The organism is Ureibacillus xyleni, from assembly GCF_900217795.1.
GTDB lineage: Bacteria > Bacillota > Bacilli > Bacillales_A > Planococcaceae > Ureibacillus > Ureibacillus xyleni.
The window spans coordinates 47,291-65,129 of the sequence record NZ_OBMQ01000009.1 but is presented as its reverse complement, the minus strand read 5'-3'; the positions used below and the strand labels follow the sequence as shown (position 1 = coordinate 65,129).

The following is a 17,839-nucleotide window of genomic DNA, read 5'->3' as shown; positions in this document are numbered from 1 at the left end:
GTGATTTCCAATGAATATTTCATTAAACGATTCACTTCTAACAATAAATAACCAATTAAAAATCGGCATTATCCATTATACCAAAATTGTCGTATCAGAATCTCCTCAAATGATAAAAGGACGTACACAACTTTATCAAGAAAACCTTTTTCTTGAACTTCAGGAAACTCCTGTAACAGAACGTCCCGGAATTAACGAATGGCGTAAAGTATGGAAATCATTTGGGGCCGATCCAAACCGATACCGACACTCTGCAGAAAGTTTAATGCGTCGAATTGGAAAACAAAATTATTTGACACCATTTCACTCAGCTGTAGATTTGAATAATTTCTTCTCCTTACAATACGAAATTCCAATTGGCATATATGATGTAGCCAAATTACAAGGTGACATTGAAATAGCATTAGGTGATGAAGAAACAGGTTACGAAGGGTTAAATGGTCGATATAATTCATTGAAAAATATATTATATAGTAAAGATGCTGAAGGTGCTTTTGGTAGTCCATTTGTTGATTCAGTACGAACTGCCGTTACAGAAACGACAACGGAAGCCATTCAAATCTTTTATTTACGACCATCACTTGATGAGAACGAGTGTGAACAGCTACTAGCTACTGCTGGCAAAATGTTTACCCAAATTAGTGGTGGCGACTTTACTACTTCAATTTTATCGAAAAATAAAACTGTACTATCAATATAGGGGGATGTTGCAAAATGAAAAAAATTCCACTAGCTGAAGGGATTAAATTAAAAAGTATTCTATCCAAAAAAATCCAAGAGTTAATTAGTGAAATTCATTTAGTTGCTCATGCTGTTGTTGAAAAAGGCGAAAAACCAAATCCATCAGGAAGAACCCTTGCTGAAGTGGAAAACGAACTTGCACAAGTACGTAAAGACGCGAGACACTTAGATAAGCTTATTTATCGAGCGAATATTGATAACACAGTTTCTTTTAAAGGTGAGGAACTTCCAATTGTTGAGGCGATTGAATTAGCTTCCCAATTACGAGCAGAGGCTAGTCTTGCGAAAGATTTAGGAAGGTCTGAAAAAGAAAGACTTTATCATAGTACAGGTGAAAGTGTAATTTTCTATCAAGTAGCCATGTATGATCCTGCTGAATATCGTGAGCGAGCAAATGAACTAGAGAAAGAGGCTCATAGATTATCCAACTTAATTAACGCGAAAAATTATCAAGTGGAAATTGAGTTTGATGATTCGAACTACTTTTAAATAAATAATCCTCGGGGCGGTGAGACTCCAAACCGAGGCATAACGTCTGTACTTTTTGCCTGTCGTGCATAATTTGATATGTCAACCGATTACCATTTACCTGTTACTTTGTTACTTTTGACTAATAACCAACTATAGTAAACGTATACAATATAACTTTTTAATAGTGATCTTAATTTTTCACAGACGTTATGTAAAGAAGCCGCCTCTTTAAGTAGAAGCGGCTTCTTTTTTATTTATTCTACTCCAGGTAAAATGCGTAACAGTTTTGTATCCGCATCGAGGATTACATCTACCCCTAATGGAACAGCAATATTCGGTTCACAGTGTCCGATCTTAAATCCTGCTACTGCTGGTTTATTAAGAGGTTTTAAGTATTCTTCAAAAATTGCCCATACATCTTCAATACGGGCACCTTTTTCTAATTCGGCAAAATCTCCAATTACAAAACCGGCAGCCTGCTCCAATTTCCGCGCAATACGCAATTGATTTAACATACCATCAATTTTTTGCAATGGTTCTCCGGTATCTTCAAATAAAATGATTTTATCTTTCGCATCAAATTCAAATTTTGTTCCCATAGTGCTCAATAAACGGTGCATATTTCCCCCGGTTAATTCTCCACGCACTATTCCAGGCACTATCGTATGAAGAGGAGCAATTTTTTCATCATACTGAATTTCAAAGGGCGTAAATAATTGATGAAACATTCTTTTAGAAAAGTCAGCTAGTTTTTTCTCCACTACTGATGACAACATCGGCCCATGGAAAGTTACGATATTTGAATACTTTTGAAATGCATTATGGAAAATAGTAACATCCGAAAAGCCCCAGAAAATTTTCGGATTTTCAGTTAGTAGCTGATAGTCGATTTTATCAGCGATTCGAGCTGCACCGTAACCACCACGCAAGCAAAAAATCCCTTTCACTTCCTTATCTTCAATCATTTCATGCAAGTCTTGTAATCGTTCTTCATCTGTTCCTGATAAGAATTTGCCCGTAAGTCCCACTGTTTTACCAATTTTAACGTTGAGCCCAAGTTCTTCTAAAAGTGTAATCTTTTCAGGAAGTGTATCCATTGCAAGCGGACTACAAATTGCTACAACACCTACCGTATCTCCTGCTTGTAATCGTTTTGGACGAATTTTCATAAGTTGTTCCCTCCAATATCCTAAAAAGATTGTATCATAATTGGTTACCAAAATCTGAATATTAAGTTGAACTAGCAATTACTATATAGATATAATGGACATATTATGGGTTTCGGGTTATCAAGCAACTCAAACGGGAAACCTAGACAATAAGGAGTATATACAATGAAATTTCCACCACATCTATTATTAATTTTAGCAACACTTCTTTGGGGAGGAAATTTTGTTATCGGCCGTGCAGTTACTGGGGAAATTCCACCAATCACCCTTGCCTTTTTAAGATGGTGCGTAGCCTTCATTCTTTTCTTCCCTATCGCTTATAAAAAACTAAAAGTCGATTGGCCCAAAATTAAAGATAACTGGAAAATTGTACTCATTCTTTCTTTAACAGGAGTAGCAGCATTTAATACACTTGTTTATATTGGGGTATATTCAACAACTTCAATCAATGCATCATTAATGAATTCGTTAACACCCATTTTCATTTACATATTATCTTTTTTTGCTTTAAAAATTCGAGTTACAAAAAATCAAATGGTTGGCACGCTTATATCAATCATCGGCGTACTATTTATTTTATCAGGTGGAAAACTTTCGAATATTATAAGTTTCTCTTTTAATAAAGGAGATTTAATTATATTAGTAGCTGTGCTTTGTTGGAGTATTTACTCATTGCTTGTAAAACAATATTCAAACAGGCTTCCTGGATTCTCCACATTTTTAGTAACAATTGCTGTTGGGGCGATTATGCTGTTACCTTTTACTGTTTACGAACTCGTAACTTTGGATCATGCGATTATTTGGTCTCCCAAAACAATCGGTGCCATTTTTTATGTTGGGGTTTTTGCCTCTATTGTCGCTTTCTTGAGTTGGAATACAGGCGTAGTAAAAATAGGAGCAAACCGTGCAAGTATTTTCTTAAACTTCATTCCTGTGTTTGCTACTATATTCGCTACAATTTTTATAGGGGAACAGCTTCAAGTTCCCCAAGTGATTGGCGGATTAGCGGTAATTAGCGGGGTTATACTTACGAATCGATCATAAATTGCAAAACGCAAGGATGTTAAGAGCATTCTTGCGTTTTTTTATTAGAAAACAGTTGGTAGCTGTTATTAACATTGTTGATCTATTTTTTTAGCCAGTTTTATTAATTGATCAAATGGAATGCCACTTGATGCTAAAACGAAAAGAAGTTTGTCATGTTCCCAAATGATATAAGTTTCTTCGCTTACATTTTTTGATATTTGGTATGTATAAACATTTGCTTTCGAGTTATTAATTTTGACAGAATCTTTTTTTGTTCCTGTAATAGTTGGGGTACTAATTGGGTTTGTTACTATCGATAGAAATGCTGCACCATTTTCATAAGGTGCAAAAGCTTTAATTAGAAACTCCCCTTCATCATACTTATTCACTCGTATATTATTTACGGTCGTGCCTAGTTGAGGTACCGGAAAGCCCACAAATTTTTCAAGCTCGGCCGTATATCCTTCAAAAAAAACTAGATCTTGCACTTCTTTATTAAACGGACCATTTTCTCCATAAGCAATTGTCCCAAAATTTAATGTAGAAGGTATAAAATGATTCCTCGGAACATCTTCATACGTACCTGAGTACATGAAACTAAGTCCTGGAATTTTTGTAAACATATCGGCCATTGTAGGGGAAGAAAAACTACATAGTGCAGCACTTACGATTATTATTCCGAATGCTAGAATCATATGGAACCATCGCCATTTCCCTTTGTTTTTTAATTCTGAAAATTCATCCTCCCCTTTGTCTAAGGAGGAAGATACATCTTTATTTCCTTTTCTCATATTAGCCCTTCCCTTTACTCAGTATGTATGAAGTGCTTCTACTAAAATAATAGAAGCACTTTATTGTTTATCGAGCCAACTTATTAACTCGCCATCCTATCCCTTCTACAAAGCGCAGGTCTACTTGGTTTGTTTCATATTCCCCAAAATCAGCTATTGGTACTTTTACTTCAAATGTTTTTGATTTTGTTGAGCTCTTAATTAGTTTTGCTGTTGCTTTCTCCCAATTTAAAAGACTTCCACCATCTGCATTTGGTTGAGCTAATTTCCCATTATGGGTAATGAAACCGAGTTCTTTAAATAATTTAGCTGTTTGTTCTGGTGAATACCATGTTCCTAAGTAGTTTAATAGTTTTTCTTCTGAATCTAACGTTTCGCCCATGTAGCGGTACTCTAAATCCCCTTTCATAAAGGTTTCTAGCTCTCTTGGACCTTCTCCACCAGATACAGCATACCAATAAGCTTTATTTGCTCCAGAAATGAGTGCAATTGCCTCTTTGGAAGTAACAACAGAATCATCTTCTTTTAGATGTGGGGTTTTCCCAACAGAAACAATTTTAAAGTCCATATACCCCTTCTTAGAAACTAAGAAGAACAGCTTATTTTCCCCTTCTTTAAGGAAATCTTGCTTCACATCATTTAGCGAAACGTTTAACTTTACGGAAAACTCAGTAACACCTTTTAAGCGAGCAACTTCTTTCATTTCGACTAATTCAATTTCTTTAATGGCCTTACTTAAACTTAGAAAATCTATGTTTACTTTTAAGTCAAGCAAACTTGGTACGCCTTCCGGATTTTTCAAAACATAATCAAATAATTTACTAACTGGATTTACGTTCATTGGAATATTATATTGATTCGGTAAAAAATCAGGATTTAACGCACGCGCCATGAAAACTGAAAATTGGTCTCTTGTCACTTTTGCAGCAGGCTTAAATGTACCGTCTGCTGAACCTGTTGTAATGTCATTTTCAGCTAAGATCGATATAGCTTTGTAACTCTTTGACGTTTTTGGAACATCTTTAAATTCCTTTGTTCCTGCCCCTTCTAATTTAAAGGCATTCACAAGTACTTCCGCCATTAATTCTCTAGTCATTGGCGCATTTGGTTTAAATTCTTTGCTTGTTGGAAATATTCCCGCTTCCACAACGGCTGCTATTTCTTTATATGATGAATGGGATTTTGGGACGTCTTTAAATGTTATTTTAGAGTTTTTTGTACTTAAATTAAGTGCTCTCACTAACATAACTGCTGCTTGAGCCTTTGTTATCGATTTTCCTGGAAGAAAAGTACCATCCGGATATCCTTTAATTATTTGTTGATCTACTAAATATTCAATTTCATGCTGTGCCCAATAATCATTCCCTAAATCTTTAAAAGACGCAGCAGAAGCCAAACTGCTCGTAAACAAAAGACTTCCTGTAATTGCAGATATAACTAACAATTTATTAAACTTATTCAATTAATGAATCCTCCTAATTTGTCTGTGAAATTCAAATCATTCATTAGACGGCGATAAAATGGAAAAGGTGACAAAATTTATAAAATAATTTTAAAAGGGAATTTCCACTATTTGTCGAATGTTGTTATGTTATTACTCTAAAAGAAAAAGGGAATGTTGAATGCAAAAAAACGTTTTTTACTTTTTAATGAAATTTTTAATTTTAAGCCTTTACTTTAATCTTCTGCCAACCCTTTTCCCAATGAATGATCTGGTTAGATTTTTTCATATCTTGTCCTTTTTCCTCATTGCACTTGGAGTGGCTAAAATTTTCAATGGGGATGGATTAACTAGTTATGGTGTTGTTTTTTTTAAGGGATCGATTCGTAACCTAACATATGGATTTGCTACAGGGGCAACGTTTTGGGTTATATTATTTGGAATGTATTTTTTTCTAGGAAAACTTGAATTCTTAGGGGTAAAATCCATTGAGGAAAGCATCTTCACTTTTCTCATTATTTTATTTGGTTTCAGTACTGGCTCCCTAATAAATGACATGATTACAAGGGGACTTGTGTTTTACCACTTTAAAGATCGCATTCCTATTCCAGCTGTCTTTTCCATTGCCATTTTGTTATATGCCTTTGATGATGTTTGGTATGCAGGATTTAGCCTTCAAAACACAATCTTTTCCATAGTATTAGGGCTTAGTCTCACTTATGCCTTCTATAAAACAAATTCAATCTGGGCAAATACAGGAATTCACTTTGGCTTAAATACAATTTATGGGCTGTTTTATGGAGTATCTGGAAACATTGGTGATGGAATACTTTTAATTGAAGAAGGAACAGCACCTTCTGTATGGGTACAATGGTTTTCTACTATTCTATCTGCAATAATGTTCATAGTAGTCATTATGACGATTCGTTTTTACAAGAAAGTTCCTAATTAAGGTTTGTTCGCGTTATGTGCAAGCTTTTTATGTTAACATCAATATGTAACTTGTAATTGGTATACAATAACTCCAATTCAGTACAGGAAAATCTATTATTCACAAATACTTCTAATGGATTTATAATGAAGAATATCTTAGAAATGCTATTAACACTTCCATGTAATAATAGTGTAAATTATTTTTTAAAAGGAGCTAGGTTATGAGTAATATTAGAATAGGAATCGTTGGTTACGGAAATCTTGGAAAAGGTACAATAGAAGCTATTAAAGTGTCTCCTGACATGGAATTAGTAGCGGTTTTTACTAGACGTGACCCACAAACACTTCAAATTGATGGCGTAAAAACATTACATATCGATGATGCACCAAATTATCAAAACGACATTGATGTTATGATTCTATGCGGTGGTTCTGCGACAGACTTACCTGAACAAGCTCCACACTTTGCAAAGATGTTCAACACTGTTGATAGTTTCGATACACATGCTAAAATTCCTGAATTTTTTGCTTCAGTAAATGAAGCAGCATTAACAAATAATAAAACTGCAATTATTTCTGTAGGTTGGGATCCAGGCCTATTTTCAATTAACCGTGTAATGGCTGACGCGATTTTACCAGTTGGAGAAAACTATACATTCTGGGGTAAAGGATTAAGCCAAGGTCACTCTGATGCAATTCGTCGAGTAGAAGGCGTAAAAAATGGTGTTCAATATACAATTCCTTCAGACGAAGCAATGGATAAAGTTCGTAGTGGCTCTAACCCTGAACTTTCAACTGCTGAAAAACATAGCCGCGTATGTTACGTTGTGGCTGAAGAAGGCGCTGATCTTGCAAAAATCGAAAACGAAATTAAAACGATGCCAAACTATTTTGCTGACTATAACACAGAAGTAAACTTCATCTCAGAAGAAGAATTACAACGCGACCATTCAAAAGCTCCACATGGCGGATTCGTTATTCGTGGAGGAAATACTGGTGATGGTAATAAACAAATTTTCGAGTTCTCATTAAAATTAGACAGTAACCCAGAATTTACGGCAAGTGTTTTAGTTGCTTATGCTCGCGCAGCTTTCAGATTAAATAAAGAAAATCAATTCGGAGCAAAATCTGTATTTGATGTAGCACCAAGTTATATTTCTCCGCGCACAGCTGAGGAATTAAGAAGAGATTATTTATAATTTAACCTTAAATTAATAAACTGCACCCTAATTATAGGTTGCAGTTTTTTTACAATACTAATTTTTATTTTTTTGTTTCCTTTTAATAGGACAATTTTTGCAAAAAAGTCCCTTGCTCTCAGTTAAGTAAGATAAACAGCAAGTTTTTCGAAATTGAGTACCTTCTAGTATACTAGAACATTCCATGGAACTATGAAACTTTATAAATGGGCTTTCTTCATAATCTCCAAATAATTCGCCTTTCCCCATCATTATCATTTCAAAATCGTATTTAATATTTTGAGTATTATTGCAACAATAGGTGCCCTGCAAAATATTTTTATACATCCAAACAATATAGGTATAAAGGTTTTCCCACATTATTTTCTTTGATAGCTTCGTTACTTTATTTAAATGATTAAACAACACATCTATATGATTTGAAAATATTTCTTTTAGAATTTCACTAACCCAATTTAATCTATCTCCTCGAGGTGCTGAACTTAAATTCATCTCGTTAAAATTTATCCTTGGAAGCCATAATTTATCATTTTCATCTAGCGTTTGTATTGAAACATTATCCATTAAATAGTTAATTCGTTTATTTAGCACACTCATTGTATAAAGTACAATTAGTACCCCAAAGCTATATCTTTTTACAAATAGAGAGGCAGCTACTCCTAAGTTGGCTGACTTTGTTTTTTCTTTTATAGATGTTAAAAACATTTTAAGTTGTTCATCGTTTACTAAATCTATTGCTTGAATAGATAAATATGAGCAATTCTTTTCAAAAGTTAACCGGTAATTATTTTCTAGTACATTTATTTCATGAGGTGCAAACGTATTGATCATGTAATTTCACCTCTTTAATAAATCTTCCCCTTCCATATGGGACACACATCGGAGTTCCAAAAACAGGGTCTGCTACAACTTCACATTCTAGATTAAATACATTTCTCACTAACTCCCGGTTAACAATCTCTTCTGGTTTTCCTTGTGCAAAAATAGCTTTATCCTTAACTGCAATCACATGATGTGCATAACGACATGCTAAATTCAAATCATGTAGAACCATAATTACTGTGCGCTTTTCTTTTTCATTTAGTTCAAATAAAAGATCCAAAACTTCTATTTGATGAGTTAAATCCAGATAAGTGGTTGGCTCATCTAATAGAATAGTATCTGTATCCTGTGCAAGTGTCATAGCAATCCAAGCTCTTTGTTTCTGACCCCCAGATAATGAATCAACTAATCGATTTGAAAATTCCATCATACCAGTAGATTGTAGCGCATGATGAACGATTTCTTCATCTTTTGAAGACCATTGTTGGTACCATTTTTGATATGGAAAACGTCCTTGTTTTACTAATTGCATTACTGTTAAACCTTCTGGAGATACAGGTCCTTGTGGTAAAATAGCTAACTTTTTCGCTACTTCTTTAGTAGACAGCTTCAACATCATTTCTCCATCTAATAATATCGAACCGCTTTGTGGTTTTAATAACCGTGCCATTGAGCGAAGTAGAGTTGATTTACCACAACCGTTACTACCTATCAAAACTGTAATTTCACCAGTTGGAATTGTAAGGTTTAATTGGTCTAAAATAATATTCTCTCCATAAGTTAAGGTAAGATTTTTCGTTTCTATAATAGTCATAACAGTTACCCCTTTTAAACATTTCGATTTCTATATAAAAGATAAATAAAATAAGGCGCTCCAACAGCAGCAGTAAATACGCCAGCAGGAACTTCTATTGGTAAAAAGAGAGTTCGTCCAATTGTATCAGCAATTAAAACTAAGATACCTCCTATAATCGCAGAAAGAGGTAACAAATTTCCAAATGATGAACCAACTAGCTTTCTAGCGATATGTGGTGCCATTAAACCTACAAAACCAATACCTCCAGCAAAAGCGACAGCACTTCCAATTAGCGCTGTACTAAGGAGCAGTAGACCTAGCCGCTGCTTTTCCATCTTTAACCCAACGCCTAATGCAATATCCTCTCCTAATTCCTGTATATTTAAATGACGAGTCATGATTACCGCAATAAGGAATAAAACAATTGTAATAGGGAACAAAATTTGAACATTACTCCAATTAGCTCCATAAACAGATCCAGTTATCCAAACATTTGCCTGACTTGCTCGATGAATAGGGCCTAGAATCATAAATAAATTAGTTAATGCCTTCGTTAAAGCCCACAAACCAATCCCTATTAAGACTAGTCGAAATGGTGATAATCCATTTTTCCATGCCAGAATATATAATAAAAAACCCATTATTGCTGCACCAAAAAACGAAGCTAATGGCATCCAATGAATACTCACAGTTAATACATTACTTTCATTACTAAATAATGCTAAAAACAAAACGACCGCAACAGATGCCCCTCCAGTTATCCCCGTAACATCAGGTGAAGCTAAAGGATTTCGTAGGATGGATTGAAGAATTGCTCCTGCTACCGCAAGACTTATCCCTACTAAAATAGATATAACTATTCGTGGTAAACGAAATGATTGAACAATCATCATTTCAAATGCATTCCCGTTTCCTAATAATATTTGTATGACTTTCCATGGTGTAAAAATTTGCTCTCCCATTCCTGCACTTAGAAGAAATACAAGCCCAAGAAAAAGGAGGAAAAAGATGATTAATTTAAATGCTTTACGATCAATTAAAAAAGAGAATTTTTCATGAAAAGCTCTAACTGATATGTATTTTCTCATGCTACTTTTCTTCCTTTACGTGCTATATATATAAAAAATGGTGCGCCTACAATTGCTGTCATTATTCCAACTGGTACCTCTTGTGGCATTAAAATATAACGTGCACCTATATCAGCAATTAGAAGAAATATCCCACCTACTATTCCACAGTAAGGAATAATCCATCTATAATCATTTCCTACAAAAGATTTCACAAAATGAGGCACGATAATTCCTATAAAACCAATTGGTCCTGCAATAGCCACTGAACCACCTGCAAGTAGAATTATGGAGATTCCAGTAACTAGTTTGACAAATGCTGTTCTTTGACCTAATCCTTTTGCAACGTCTTCTCCCATTGTTAAGACATTTATTTGATTTGAGATAAATAATGCTATGAAAATACCTATTACTAGATATGGTAAAACAGATAAAAGTAATTCTAACTTTCTCCCTTGTACAGACCCGGACATCCAAAATAATACCTGGTCTAATGCTGATTCATCCATAACGAGCAATCCTTGAGTTAATGATCCAAAAAGAGCAGCTATTGCAGCTCCTGCCAATGTCATTTTTATTGGTGTCATTCCGTCACGACCGATTGATCCTAAAAAATAGACTATGACACCTGCGATTGCCGCTCCAAAAAAAGCAATCCAAGTAGTTACCTGTAATGAAGTTACAGAAAATAACATAAGAGCGACTACAATTGCAAAACTAGCACCCGCATTAAATCCAAGAATATCTGGTGATGCTAATGGGTTTCTTGTTAATGCTTGTAGTAAAGCACCAGCTATACCAAGACTTGCACCTACAGTAGTTGCAATTAATGCTCTCGGTAAGCGTACATCATGAATAATAATATGTTCATTTGTACCATTGAAATTTCTAAATGCATCGATAGCTAATTGAATTGAAATATCTGTATACCCCAGCACAATACTTAAAAAATTGAATAAAAGAAGGAATAGTATGCAAATAATTAAACCCGTTATTTTCCCCTTAATGTTATAAAACAGCATTTCATTTTATCTCCCTATATTCCTATTTCAGTTGTCTATCTTTCAACTGATAATCATTTTCAATTAATTATTGACAATATTTATTTTATCCAATAACATTCTAATTGTAAATGAAAATCATTATCAAATGGAGGTTATTTTTAATGCTGAAATATATCAAACAGCAAAAAATCTTTTTATTATCATCATTGTTACTATTAGCTATCGTACTAACTGGTTGTGGTAACGATGTAGAAACTTCTAAGGAGACTACAACAACTACGCAGGATGAAACAGAATTTAATTCTGAAGTTTATTCAGTTCAACATGCTATGGGGATTACTGAGTTAGAAAAAACCCCTGAAAAAGTTGTAATTTTAACAAACGAAGGAACAGAAGCTTTACTTGCATTAGGTGTTAAACCGGTTGGGGCTGTGGAATCTTGGTTAGGAGATCCTTGGTACGATCATATCAAAAATGAAATGGATGGCGTTACAAGTGTTGGTACTGAAGGAGAGCCAAGTTTAGAAACAATCGCTTCCCTGCAGCCAGATTTAATTATTGGGAATAAAATGCGTCATGAAAAAATCTATGAACAACTAAATACAATAGCACCAACCGTATTTGCTGAAGATTTACGTGGAGATTGGAAGAAAAACTTTGAGCTTTACGCAAAAGCCATCAATAAAGAAGCTGAAGGAAAACAGATCATCGCTGATTTTGATAATCGTGTAACGGATCTACAAAATAAATTAGGAGACCAATTACAAAAAGAAGTATCTATCGTACGTTTCATGGCTGGAGATGTACGTATTTATCATAAAGATTCTTTTTCTGGAGTGATTTTAGACCAATTAGGTTTTGCTCGTCCTGAATCACAAAATATTGATGACTTTGCAGAAAAAAACGTTACAAAAGAACGAACTCCAGCTATGGATGGGGATATTATCTTCTATTTTTCATACGAAACAGGTGATGGAGAAGCAACAAAATTAGAAGAAGAGTGGATTAATGATCCATTATTCCAAAACTTAAATGCAGTAAAAGCCGGTAATATCCATAAAGTAGATGATGCTATTTGGAATACTGCGGGTGGTGTACTTGCTGCTAATTTAATGTTAGACGATATCGAAAAATTCTTTCTTGAAGAAAATAAATAAAAAGTAATAATGGGAGACTGTAATCGCTCTGAGTCATTTCAGGTTGACTACAGTCTTTATTTTGCCATAAAAAAACCCGGAAATTAAATTCCGGGCTTGATTTCAACTTACATTAAATTCTCCATGACACACTGCCTCGCTTTTCGCTAAGATTTTCCAAAGAAAACAAAGCTACAGCTTATTCAGTTTGATGGTTCTTCTGAGCTAGAAATGAATCCCACTCATCGGGTTAACCCTCCTAATCACAGAGATTGAAGTGAAATCATTTATAGTATAGGCTGTCTCTCATGTTTTATACATCATATTTCAAATTTCTATCGCACCACCATTAATCCTTTTAAAGCCACGCAATTTCCCAAGCTCTTCAACAAGTTTTAATGCAGCTTGGTCTTTCAATTTCGCCTCAATCATGATATCTGCAGACTTCCCAAAAGCTTTTAATGCTTTAATAAAAGGCAACGCAAAATCTATATCAATATAATCTGCATGTGCTCGTATTAATTTCTCTGACTTAGGGGATGAGAGGTGAAATTTCGGTACCTTCCCCGTTCTTTCCCAAGTGGCAAAAATTCGTTCAAGTAAATCTTCAAAATTTTCATTTTGGCGGTTTGCCCAATAATGATGATAATCGAATACAATAGGGACATTTTGCTGTTCACAAATTACTAACGTTTCTTCTGCAGTATACGTTTTATCATCATTTTCTAAAGTTGTTTGCATTCGTATTTCTTTGTCTAGTTTATCAAAATTTTTATGAAATCTCATAATCGCTTCTAATTTATTTCCGTACATTCCTCCAACGTGAATATTAATATTAGCGTCCTTATGTAAACCCATTGCTTCTAACATATTATAATGATAGGTCATATCAATAATTGCATTTGCTGTAATATGTTCTTGTGGACTTGTAAACAAAGTAAATTGGTTTGGGTGAAAGCTTACACGTAAATTATTTTCTTGAACTAAAGTACCAACTTCTTTAAACAGCTCCCTAAAAGGGCTAATAAAATCCCACTTAACATCTGGGTGTGTTGCAAGCGGTACGAGAGATGAGGACATTCGGTAAAGTTCTATGCCGTGTGCAATATTATAATGTAATATCCGTATCGTATTTTTTAAATTTTGCTCTGTAAGATGTAAAAGTTTCTTTTCTCTATCTTCCTCAACTTGTTTTTTCCAATTTGTAAATGTTAACGTCCTTGAAGGAGAAGCTTCCCACAATGCTAATGCTGTTGAGACATACCCAAATCTGAGGATCATCGCGACACACCACCTTCTCTAGATATAAAACTTTAGCGCTCAATATAGATCTATGAGCGCTTAAAATGAACCTTTATTTATCTTTCTTATTTGCCATCTGTTTATTTATACTACGATACATTTGCGTATACATTGTTCCTTGTACAACTTGTTCTAAGAAAAAATCCCCGACTAATTTTAAATACTCATCATCGTCATACATCTTTCTATTTTGAATTTCCATTTCAGCCATACCTTCATACGTTGCTAAAATGGCGTATTTGTAATCGTGGCCACTGATTGGAATTAAAACTTCAACGGTATGATCGTATTGTTCATTTCTGTATTTTTTTATTTCTTGTAAATTTTCTATTGCCTCTTTAAATTTATCTTGTTTAATTTCAAAGGTTTGATAAATATAAACTGTCATTAGTACTTACTCCTTAAAAACGAATTTACTTATAATTTGTCCTATTACAGAAAAGTCATGAATAGGATGGTACAAACCATTCTTACATACTAAAGGAGTCTACAAATATGAGTGCTTTTTTTGGTTACGTTTTTCTAGGAATATCCCTTGCAGCTCCAATCGGCCCTGTTAATGCTGCACAATTAACGAAAGGAATTAATGGAGGTTTTTGGCACGCGTGGCTAGTTGGATTAGGAGCGATGTTAGCCGATGCCATTTTTATGCTTATTGTTTATTTAGGAGTGTTTCATTTTTTAGAAACAGAATTTATGCAAACTTTATTATGGTCATTTGGTTGTTTTGTTCTCATTTCTACTGGCATTGAAAGTGTGATCAATGCTAAGAAAAAAGTACAAATGAAAAACATGAAAGGTAACTCCTTAAAAAAATCATTTGGTTATGGCTTTTTATTGTCCATATCAAATCCATTATCGATGTTGTTTTGGCTGGGGATTTTTGGCTCGGTCCTTGCAAAAACGGTTTCATCATATGATTTAGACCATATTATTTTATATAGTGGTGCTATTTTCGTCGGATTGTTTATATGGGATATTACAATGGCTTTAACGGCAAGTAGCTTTAGAAAAATACTAACTTCTAAATTACTTAGTATAATCTCCATTTTATCTGGTCTATCTTTAATTGGGTTTGGAGGGTATTTTGGTGTACAAGCTGTAAAATTATTATTTTTCTAGTTACATGGGGGGAATTTGTCCGGTTCCCCCAATCATATGCCCTTTGGATATTCATTTTTCTGTTTTTTCTTACTACCTTTTCGTATAAATAAAATCACAACCAGAACGATTGCAATAAAAATGACACTAACAAAAAGGCCCATCCGATTATTCTTGTCTAAAACCGTACCGAAGATTGCAAGAAGTATAAGTACCATTGCAAAATAACGTTTTACATGATCAAATTTTGTTACTTTTATTAGTTTTGGGAATGATAATAGAATAAAAAACCAATTGTAAATAAGCATTAGTCCTGCAGCGGTTGTAATATACTCGTATACTCTATCTGGGACTAGACGAGCTATTACTATGGAAATAATTAAAACAGAGATAGTTAAAGCTAGAGCAAATGGAGGCACTTTTAGTTTACCCTTCTTTGCAAAAAGTTTTGGTGCATCGCCATCCTCTGCCATTGTGACAAGTATGCTTGTAACGGCAAAAAGCGATGCCGCCATTGTAGAAAACCCAGCAATTATAATCCCTGCATTAAATACGTGTGGAAAAAAAGCTAGATTATATTCTGCTAGTGCAATAGCAAATGGGCTTTCTTGAGCATTAAATTTATTGTGAGAAACAAATCCAGATGCTAAAAAAATAGATATTAAATAAATGGCCGTCAACAAAATTAGCATTACCGTTGTTGATTTAACAACATCTTTCTTTTGTTGAAGTCTTACGGACAAGATCCCCATTATTTCAATTCCACCAAAAGCATAGAAACCGAATATTAAGGATGACCATAAACCGATTATGCCATGAGCAAAAATTTCATCTGTTTTAGTTGGTACATTAAAATCATCCTTACTGCCACCAAAAAAACCGAATAACACTAGAATGGCAAGGATAATGAACATTAAGATTGCGGCCACTTTTATGACGGCAAATAAGTTCTCAGCACGTTCAAACCCTTTTGTACCAATTAAAACGACAATAATTCCTAACGTTGCATATATGGAAGCTAAAATCCAGAGAGGCACATTTGGAAACCAAAATCGGGTAAGTATCGAAAGGGCGGTTAATTGACTACCGGAAATGAGCATTTCTGAAAACCAATATACCCAACCACTACTAAATCCCGCCCAACGTCCAAAAGCTTTTTTCGTATAAGAACGAAAGGAACCTTTTTGCGGGTCTTGTACGAACATTTTTCCTAATGCTTCCGAAACAATCATCGCTGTAATTCCAGCAAGGATAAAAGAAATAACAATAGAAGGTCCAGTTTTCGAAATTCCAATACCAGAACCTAGAAAATAGCCTGTCCCAATGGTGCAGCCGACACCGATTAGAGAGAGTTGCCACCATTTTAGCTTACTATCATTGTTATTATCGTTTTTATCATTTTTACCCCCTACTCGTGCTGGTAGCTCCATCAAAAACTCCCTCCCTTAATTTCCTAGTTATTATGAGCTTTGGAAAGAAGTTTATGCACTTGGACGAGCTCCCACTTTTACTGAAAAGGGTTAGGTAAATTATGTATTTTCTGATATTATATCCCTATAAGTAAAAGGAGGGACAAACTATGAAGAAATTAATCACATTACTACTTCTTTTTGCCTTTGTAATTACACCAACTTTATTTTTTAAGGATGTACCTACAGAGGCAGCAGGAAATATTATGTATGTTAATGCGAAAGATGATATCATTTTGCGTGAAAAACCATCCCAAAATGCAAAAAAATTAGGATCAATAAAAAATTATTCAGCTGTGACAGTACTGTCTTCATCAAAAGGATGGTCTTATGTACAAACAAGTAAAACGAAAGGTTATGTTTATACAAGCGCTTTATCGAGCAAAAAACCTACCCCAACCATTAATGGAGGATTAATACCAAAAGTAGGATTAAAACTAACATATTCGCCATCGATACTATCTACGAAAAAGGAAGAATTTATCGTTAACAAAGATCTTTACTGTACATACTTAGTCAATATTTCAAATAACGATGCTGATTTTTGTTATACTGAGAAACAATCAAGACTATCGATGGGAGTATCTGCAACAGATTGGAGCTTCTTCCATTTCACTTATCCGATGAAACAAGGTCAATATATTAAGGATATGTATTTTGATGTTGATGATGCATCTGGATTGATGGTTGAACAGTACAATAAAGTTCTTGTTGAAAGTATGACTAAAAAGGTGAAAGTAAAAGCAGGCACATTTGAAAATGTTGTAATACTCCGATACCAATCAGGTGAAAGATATTATTTTGCAAAAGGTATTGGTTTGATCAAAGCAACAGACAAAAAAGGAAAAACTGTAACCGAGCTATCTTCAGTAAAAAATGACAAACTTACAACAACTGATGCTGTAAAACTGATTAAAAAGTACACAGGTTTAGCAAATGACTCGGACGTAATTTTTGAATATGACCATAAAAATGATGAACAACATTATATTATTCATGTATATAGATTTGTAGGCGAACCTGGTTACGAACATACTGCAACATTTGGCTGGTATGGCGTTAACCCGCATACAGGTGAAATTTACGACGCCTTTATGGAAAATCGCCTTTAATGGATAAATCCTAAGTTCAGTATGAAAATTGAGCTTAGGATTTTTTATTTTATCTTATATGAATAAACTAAAAAGACCTTCAACAGAAATTGTTGAAAGTCTTTTTCATATTATTTATTTTGATGACGTGAATTTGATGAAGCTTTCCCTCTTCTTTGCTCTGGTGGAATTTTTGGCTTTGCATCATTTGTTTTTTTCTTTGGTGCATGTGAGTCTTTTACCATATGATCTCCTCCGTTTTCGTATAGGTATCATTAAT

At 34.3% G+C, this 17,839-nt stretch carries 18 protein-coding genes; 8 read left to right on the top strand and 10 right to left on the bottom strand.

The window, feature by feature from the left end; genetic code table 11:
* Positions 1–10 precede the first annotated feature (10 nt).
* Complete coding sequence (locus tag CRO00_RS13255) at positions 11–700, top strand: B3/B4 domain-containing protein (RefSeq protein ID WP_097074144.1); 690 nt, start codon at positions 11–13, stop codon at positions 698–700.
* A 14-nt stretch (positions 701–714) separates the two neighbouring features.
* Positions 715–1,230, top strand: coding sequence for a DIP1984 family protein (locus tag CRO00_RS13250; RefSeq protein ID WP_097074143.1), 516 nt, complete (start codon positions 715–717; stop codon positions 1,228–1,230).
* A gap of 236 nt (positions 1,231–1,466) precedes the next feature.
* On the opposite strand, the gene CRO00_RS13245 is transcribed toward CRO00_RS13250, so the two are convergent.
* Entirely contained in the window at positions 1,467–2,381 is a 915-nt protein-coding gene (locus CRO00_RS13245; protein WP_097074142.1) for a S66 peptidase family protein, read from the bottom strand.
* Between the two features lie 165 nt (positions 2,382–2,546).
* Between CRO00_RS13245 and CRO00_RS13240 the strand changes: the two genes are divergently transcribed.
* A complete protein-coding gene (locus tag CRO00_RS13240) occupies positions 2,547–3,425 on the top strand; it encodes a DMT family transporter (RefSeq protein ID WP_097074141.1) in 879 nt (292 codons plus the stop codon).
* 68 nt (positions 3,426–3,493) lie between these two features.
* Here CRO00_RS13240 and CRO00_RS13235 read toward each other — a convergent pair whose 3' ends face one another.
* On the bottom strand, positions 3,494–4,198 hold the full coding sequence (locus CRO00_RS13235) for a DUF4367 domain-containing protein (RefSeq protein WP_097074140.1): 705 nt from the start codon (positions 4,196–4,198) through the stop codon (positions 3,494–3,496).
* Positions 4,199–4,265: 67 nt separating this feature from the next.
* Positions 4,266–5,660 carry an S-layer homology domain-containing protein gene (locus CRO00_RS13230; RefSeq protein WP_097074139.1) on the bottom strand — a complete coding sequence of 465 codons (1,395 nt, stop codon included), beginning with the start codon at positions 5,658–5,660 and terminating at the stop codon, positions 4,266–4,268.
* Between the two features lie 298 nt (positions 5,661–5,958).
* On the opposite strand from CRO00_RS13230, the gene CRO00_RS13225 reads away from it, so the two are divergent.
* Together CRO00_RS13225 and CRO00_RS13220 are read left to right on the top strand one after the other, a co-directional pair.
* Positions 5,959–6,591, top strand: a complete 633-nt coding sequence (locus CRO00_RS13225) for a CPBP family intramembrane glutamic endopeptidase (RefSeq protein ID WP_161946696.1) — start codon at positions 5,959–5,961, stop codon at positions 6,589–6,591.
* A gap of 202 nt (positions 6,592–6,793) precedes the next feature.
* Positions 6,794–7,771, top strand: a complete 978-nt coding sequence (locus CRO00_RS13220) for a diaminopimelate dehydrogenase (RefSeq protein ID WP_097074137.1) — start codon at positions 6,794–6,796, stop codon at positions 7,769–7,771.
* A gap of 57 nt (positions 7,772–7,828) precedes the next feature.
* Here the strand turns inward: CRO00_RS13220 and CRO00_RS13215 are convergent, their stop codons facing one another.
* From CRO00_RS13215 to CRO00_RS13200, 4 genes are read right to left on the bottom strand one after another with little or no spacing between them, the layout of a single operon-like run.
* A complete protein-coding gene (locus CRO00_RS13215) occupies positions 7,829–8,602 on the bottom strand; it encodes a (2Fe-2S)-binding protein (RefSeq protein ID WP_097074136.1) in 774 nt (257 codons plus the stop codon).
* Positions 8,577–9,407: an ABC transporter ATP-binding protein gene (locus CRO00_RS13210; RefSeq protein ID WP_097074135.1), complete on the bottom strand. Its 831-nt coding sequence runs from the start codon at positions 9,405–9,407 to the stop codon at positions 8,577–8,579. Before CRO00_RS13210 ends, CRO00_RS13215 begins: the two co-directional genes overlap by 26 nt.
* A 14-nt stretch (positions 9,408–9,421) precedes the next feature.
* Positions 9,422–10,477 carry a FecCD family ABC transporter permease gene (locus tag CRO00_RS13205; protein ID WP_097074134.1) on the bottom strand — a complete coding sequence of 352 codons (1,056 nt, stop codon included), beginning with the start codon at positions 10,475–10,477 and terminating at the stop codon, positions 9,422–9,424.
* Positions 10,474–11,478 carry a FecCD family ABC transporter permease gene (locus CRO00_RS13200; RefSeq protein ID WP_097074133.1) on the bottom strand — a complete coding sequence of 335 codons (1,005 nt, stop codon included), beginning with the start codon at positions 11,476–11,478 and terminating at the stop codon, positions 10,474–10,476. Before CRO00_RS13200 ends, CRO00_RS13205 begins: the two co-directional genes overlap by 4 nt.
* Before the next feature lie 143 nt (positions 11,479–11,621).
* On the opposite strand from CRO00_RS13200, the gene CRO00_RS13195 reads away from it, so the two are divergent.
* A complete protein-coding gene (locus CRO00_RS13195) occupies positions 11,622–12,617 on the top strand; it encodes an ABC transporter substrate-binding protein (RefSeq protein ID WP_097074132.1) in 996 nt (331 codons plus the stop codon).
* Between the two features lie 306 nt (positions 12,618–12,923).
* Here CRO00_RS13195 and uvsE read toward each other — a convergent pair whose 3' ends face one another.
* Positions 12,924–13,877, bottom strand: a complete 954-nt coding sequence (uvsE, locus tag CRO00_RS13190) for a UV DNA damage repair endonuclease UvsE (protein ID WP_097074131.1) — start codon at positions 13,875–13,877, stop codon at positions 12,924–12,926.
* Between the two features lie 73 nt (positions 13,878–13,950).
* Positions 13,951–14,286: a hypothetical protein gene (locus CRO00_RS13185; protein WP_097074130.1), complete on the bottom strand. Its 336-nt coding sequence runs from the start codon at positions 14,284–14,286 to the stop codon at positions 13,951–13,953.
* Positions 14,287–14,393: 107 nt separating this feature from the next.
* On the opposite strand from CRO00_RS13185, the gene CRO00_RS13180 reads away from it, so the two are divergent.
* Complete coding sequence (locus CRO00_RS13180; RefSeq protein ID WP_097074129.1) at positions 14,394–15,020, top strand: LysE family transporter; 627 nt, start codon at positions 14,394–14,396, stop codon at positions 15,018–15,020.
* Between the two features lie 32 nt (positions 15,021–15,052).
* On the opposite strand, the gene CRO00_RS13175 is transcribed toward CRO00_RS13180, so the two are convergent.
* Positions 15,053–16,429: an amino acid permease gene (locus CRO00_RS13175; RefSeq protein WP_097074128.1), complete on the bottom strand. Its 1,377-nt coding sequence runs from the start codon at positions 16,427–16,429 to the stop codon at positions 15,053–15,055.
* 149 nt (positions 16,430–16,578) lie between these two features.
* Between CRO00_RS13175 and CRO00_RS13170 the strand changes: the two genes are divergently transcribed.
* Positions 16,579–17,580 (top strand): SH3 domain-containing protein, encoded by a 1,002-nt coding sequence (locus CRO00_RS13170; protein ID WP_097074127.1) that lies wholly within the window; start codon positions 16,579–16,581, stop codon positions 17,578–17,580.
* Positions 17,581–17,839 lie beyond the last annotated feature (259 nt).

What these genes read in the sequence shown, in the direction of transcription:
- CRO00_RS13205 (WP_097074134.1), bottom strand. Translation starts at nt 10,477, where the DNA reads ATGAGAAAATACATATCAGTTAGAGCTTTTCATGAAAAATTCTCTTTT.
- CRO00_RS13240 (WP_097074141.1), top strand. Translation starts at nt 2,547, where the DNA reads ATGAAATTTCCACCACATCTATTATTAATTTTAGCAACACTTCTTTGG.
- CRO00_RS13250 (WP_097074143.1), top strand. Translation starts at nt 715, where the DNA reads ATGAAAAAAATTCCACTAGCTGAAGGGATTAAATTAAAAAGTATTCTA.
- uvsE (WP_097074131.1), bottom strand. Translation starts at nt 13,877, where the DNA reads ATGATCCTCAGATTTGGGTATGTCTCAACAGCATTAGCATTGTGGGAA.
- CRO00_RS13175 (WP_097074128.1), bottom strand. Translation starts at nt 16,429, where the DNA reads ATGGAGCTACCAGCACGAGTAGGGGGTAAAAATGATAAAAACGATAAT.
- CRO00_RS13195 (WP_097074132.1), top strand. Translation starts at nt 11,622, where the DNA reads ATGCTGAAATATATCAAACAGCAAAAAATCTTTTTATTATCATCATTG.
- CRO00_RS13215 (WP_097074136.1), bottom strand. Translation starts at nt 8,602, where the DNA reads ATGATCAATACGTTTGCACCTCATGAAATAAATGTACTAGAAAATAAT.
- CRO00_RS13255 (WP_097074144.1), top strand. Translation starts at nt 11, where the DNA reads ATGAATATTTCATTAAACGATTCACTTCTAACAATAAATAACCAATTA.
- CRO00_RS13185 (WP_097074130.1), bottom strand. Translation starts at nt 14,286, where the DNA reads ATGACAGTTTATATTTATCAAACCTTTGAAATTAAACAAGATAAATTT.
- CRO00_RS13220 (WP_097074137.1), top strand. Translation starts at nt 6,794, where the DNA reads ATGAGTAATATTAGAATAGGAATCGTTGGTTACGGAAATCTTGGAAAA.
- CRO00_RS13235 (WP_097074140.1), bottom strand. Translation starts at nt 4,198, where the DNA reads ATGAGAAAAGGAAATAAAGATGTATCTTCCTCCTTAGACAAAGGGGAG.
- CRO00_RS13200 (WP_097074133.1), bottom strand. Translation starts at nt 11,478, where the DNA reads ATGCTGTTTTATAACATTAAGGGGAAAATAACGGGTTTAATTATTTGC.
- CRO00_RS13180 (WP_097074129.1), top strand. Translation starts at nt 14,394, where the DNA reads ATGAGTGCTTTTTTTGGTTACGTTTTTCTAGGAATATCCCTTGCAGCT.
- CRO00_RS13245 (WP_097074142.1), bottom strand. Translation starts at nt 2,381, where the DNA reads ATGAAAATTCGTCCAAAACGATTACAAGCAGGAGATACGGTAGGTGTT.
- CRO00_RS13170 (WP_097074127.1), top strand. Translation starts at nt 16,579, where the DNA reads ATGAAGAAATTAATCACATTACTACTTCTTTTTGCCTTTGTAATTACA.
- CRO00_RS13210 (WP_097074135.1), bottom strand. Translation starts at nt 9,407, where the DNA reads ATGACTATTATAGAAACGAAAAATCTTACCTTAACTTATGGAGAGAAT.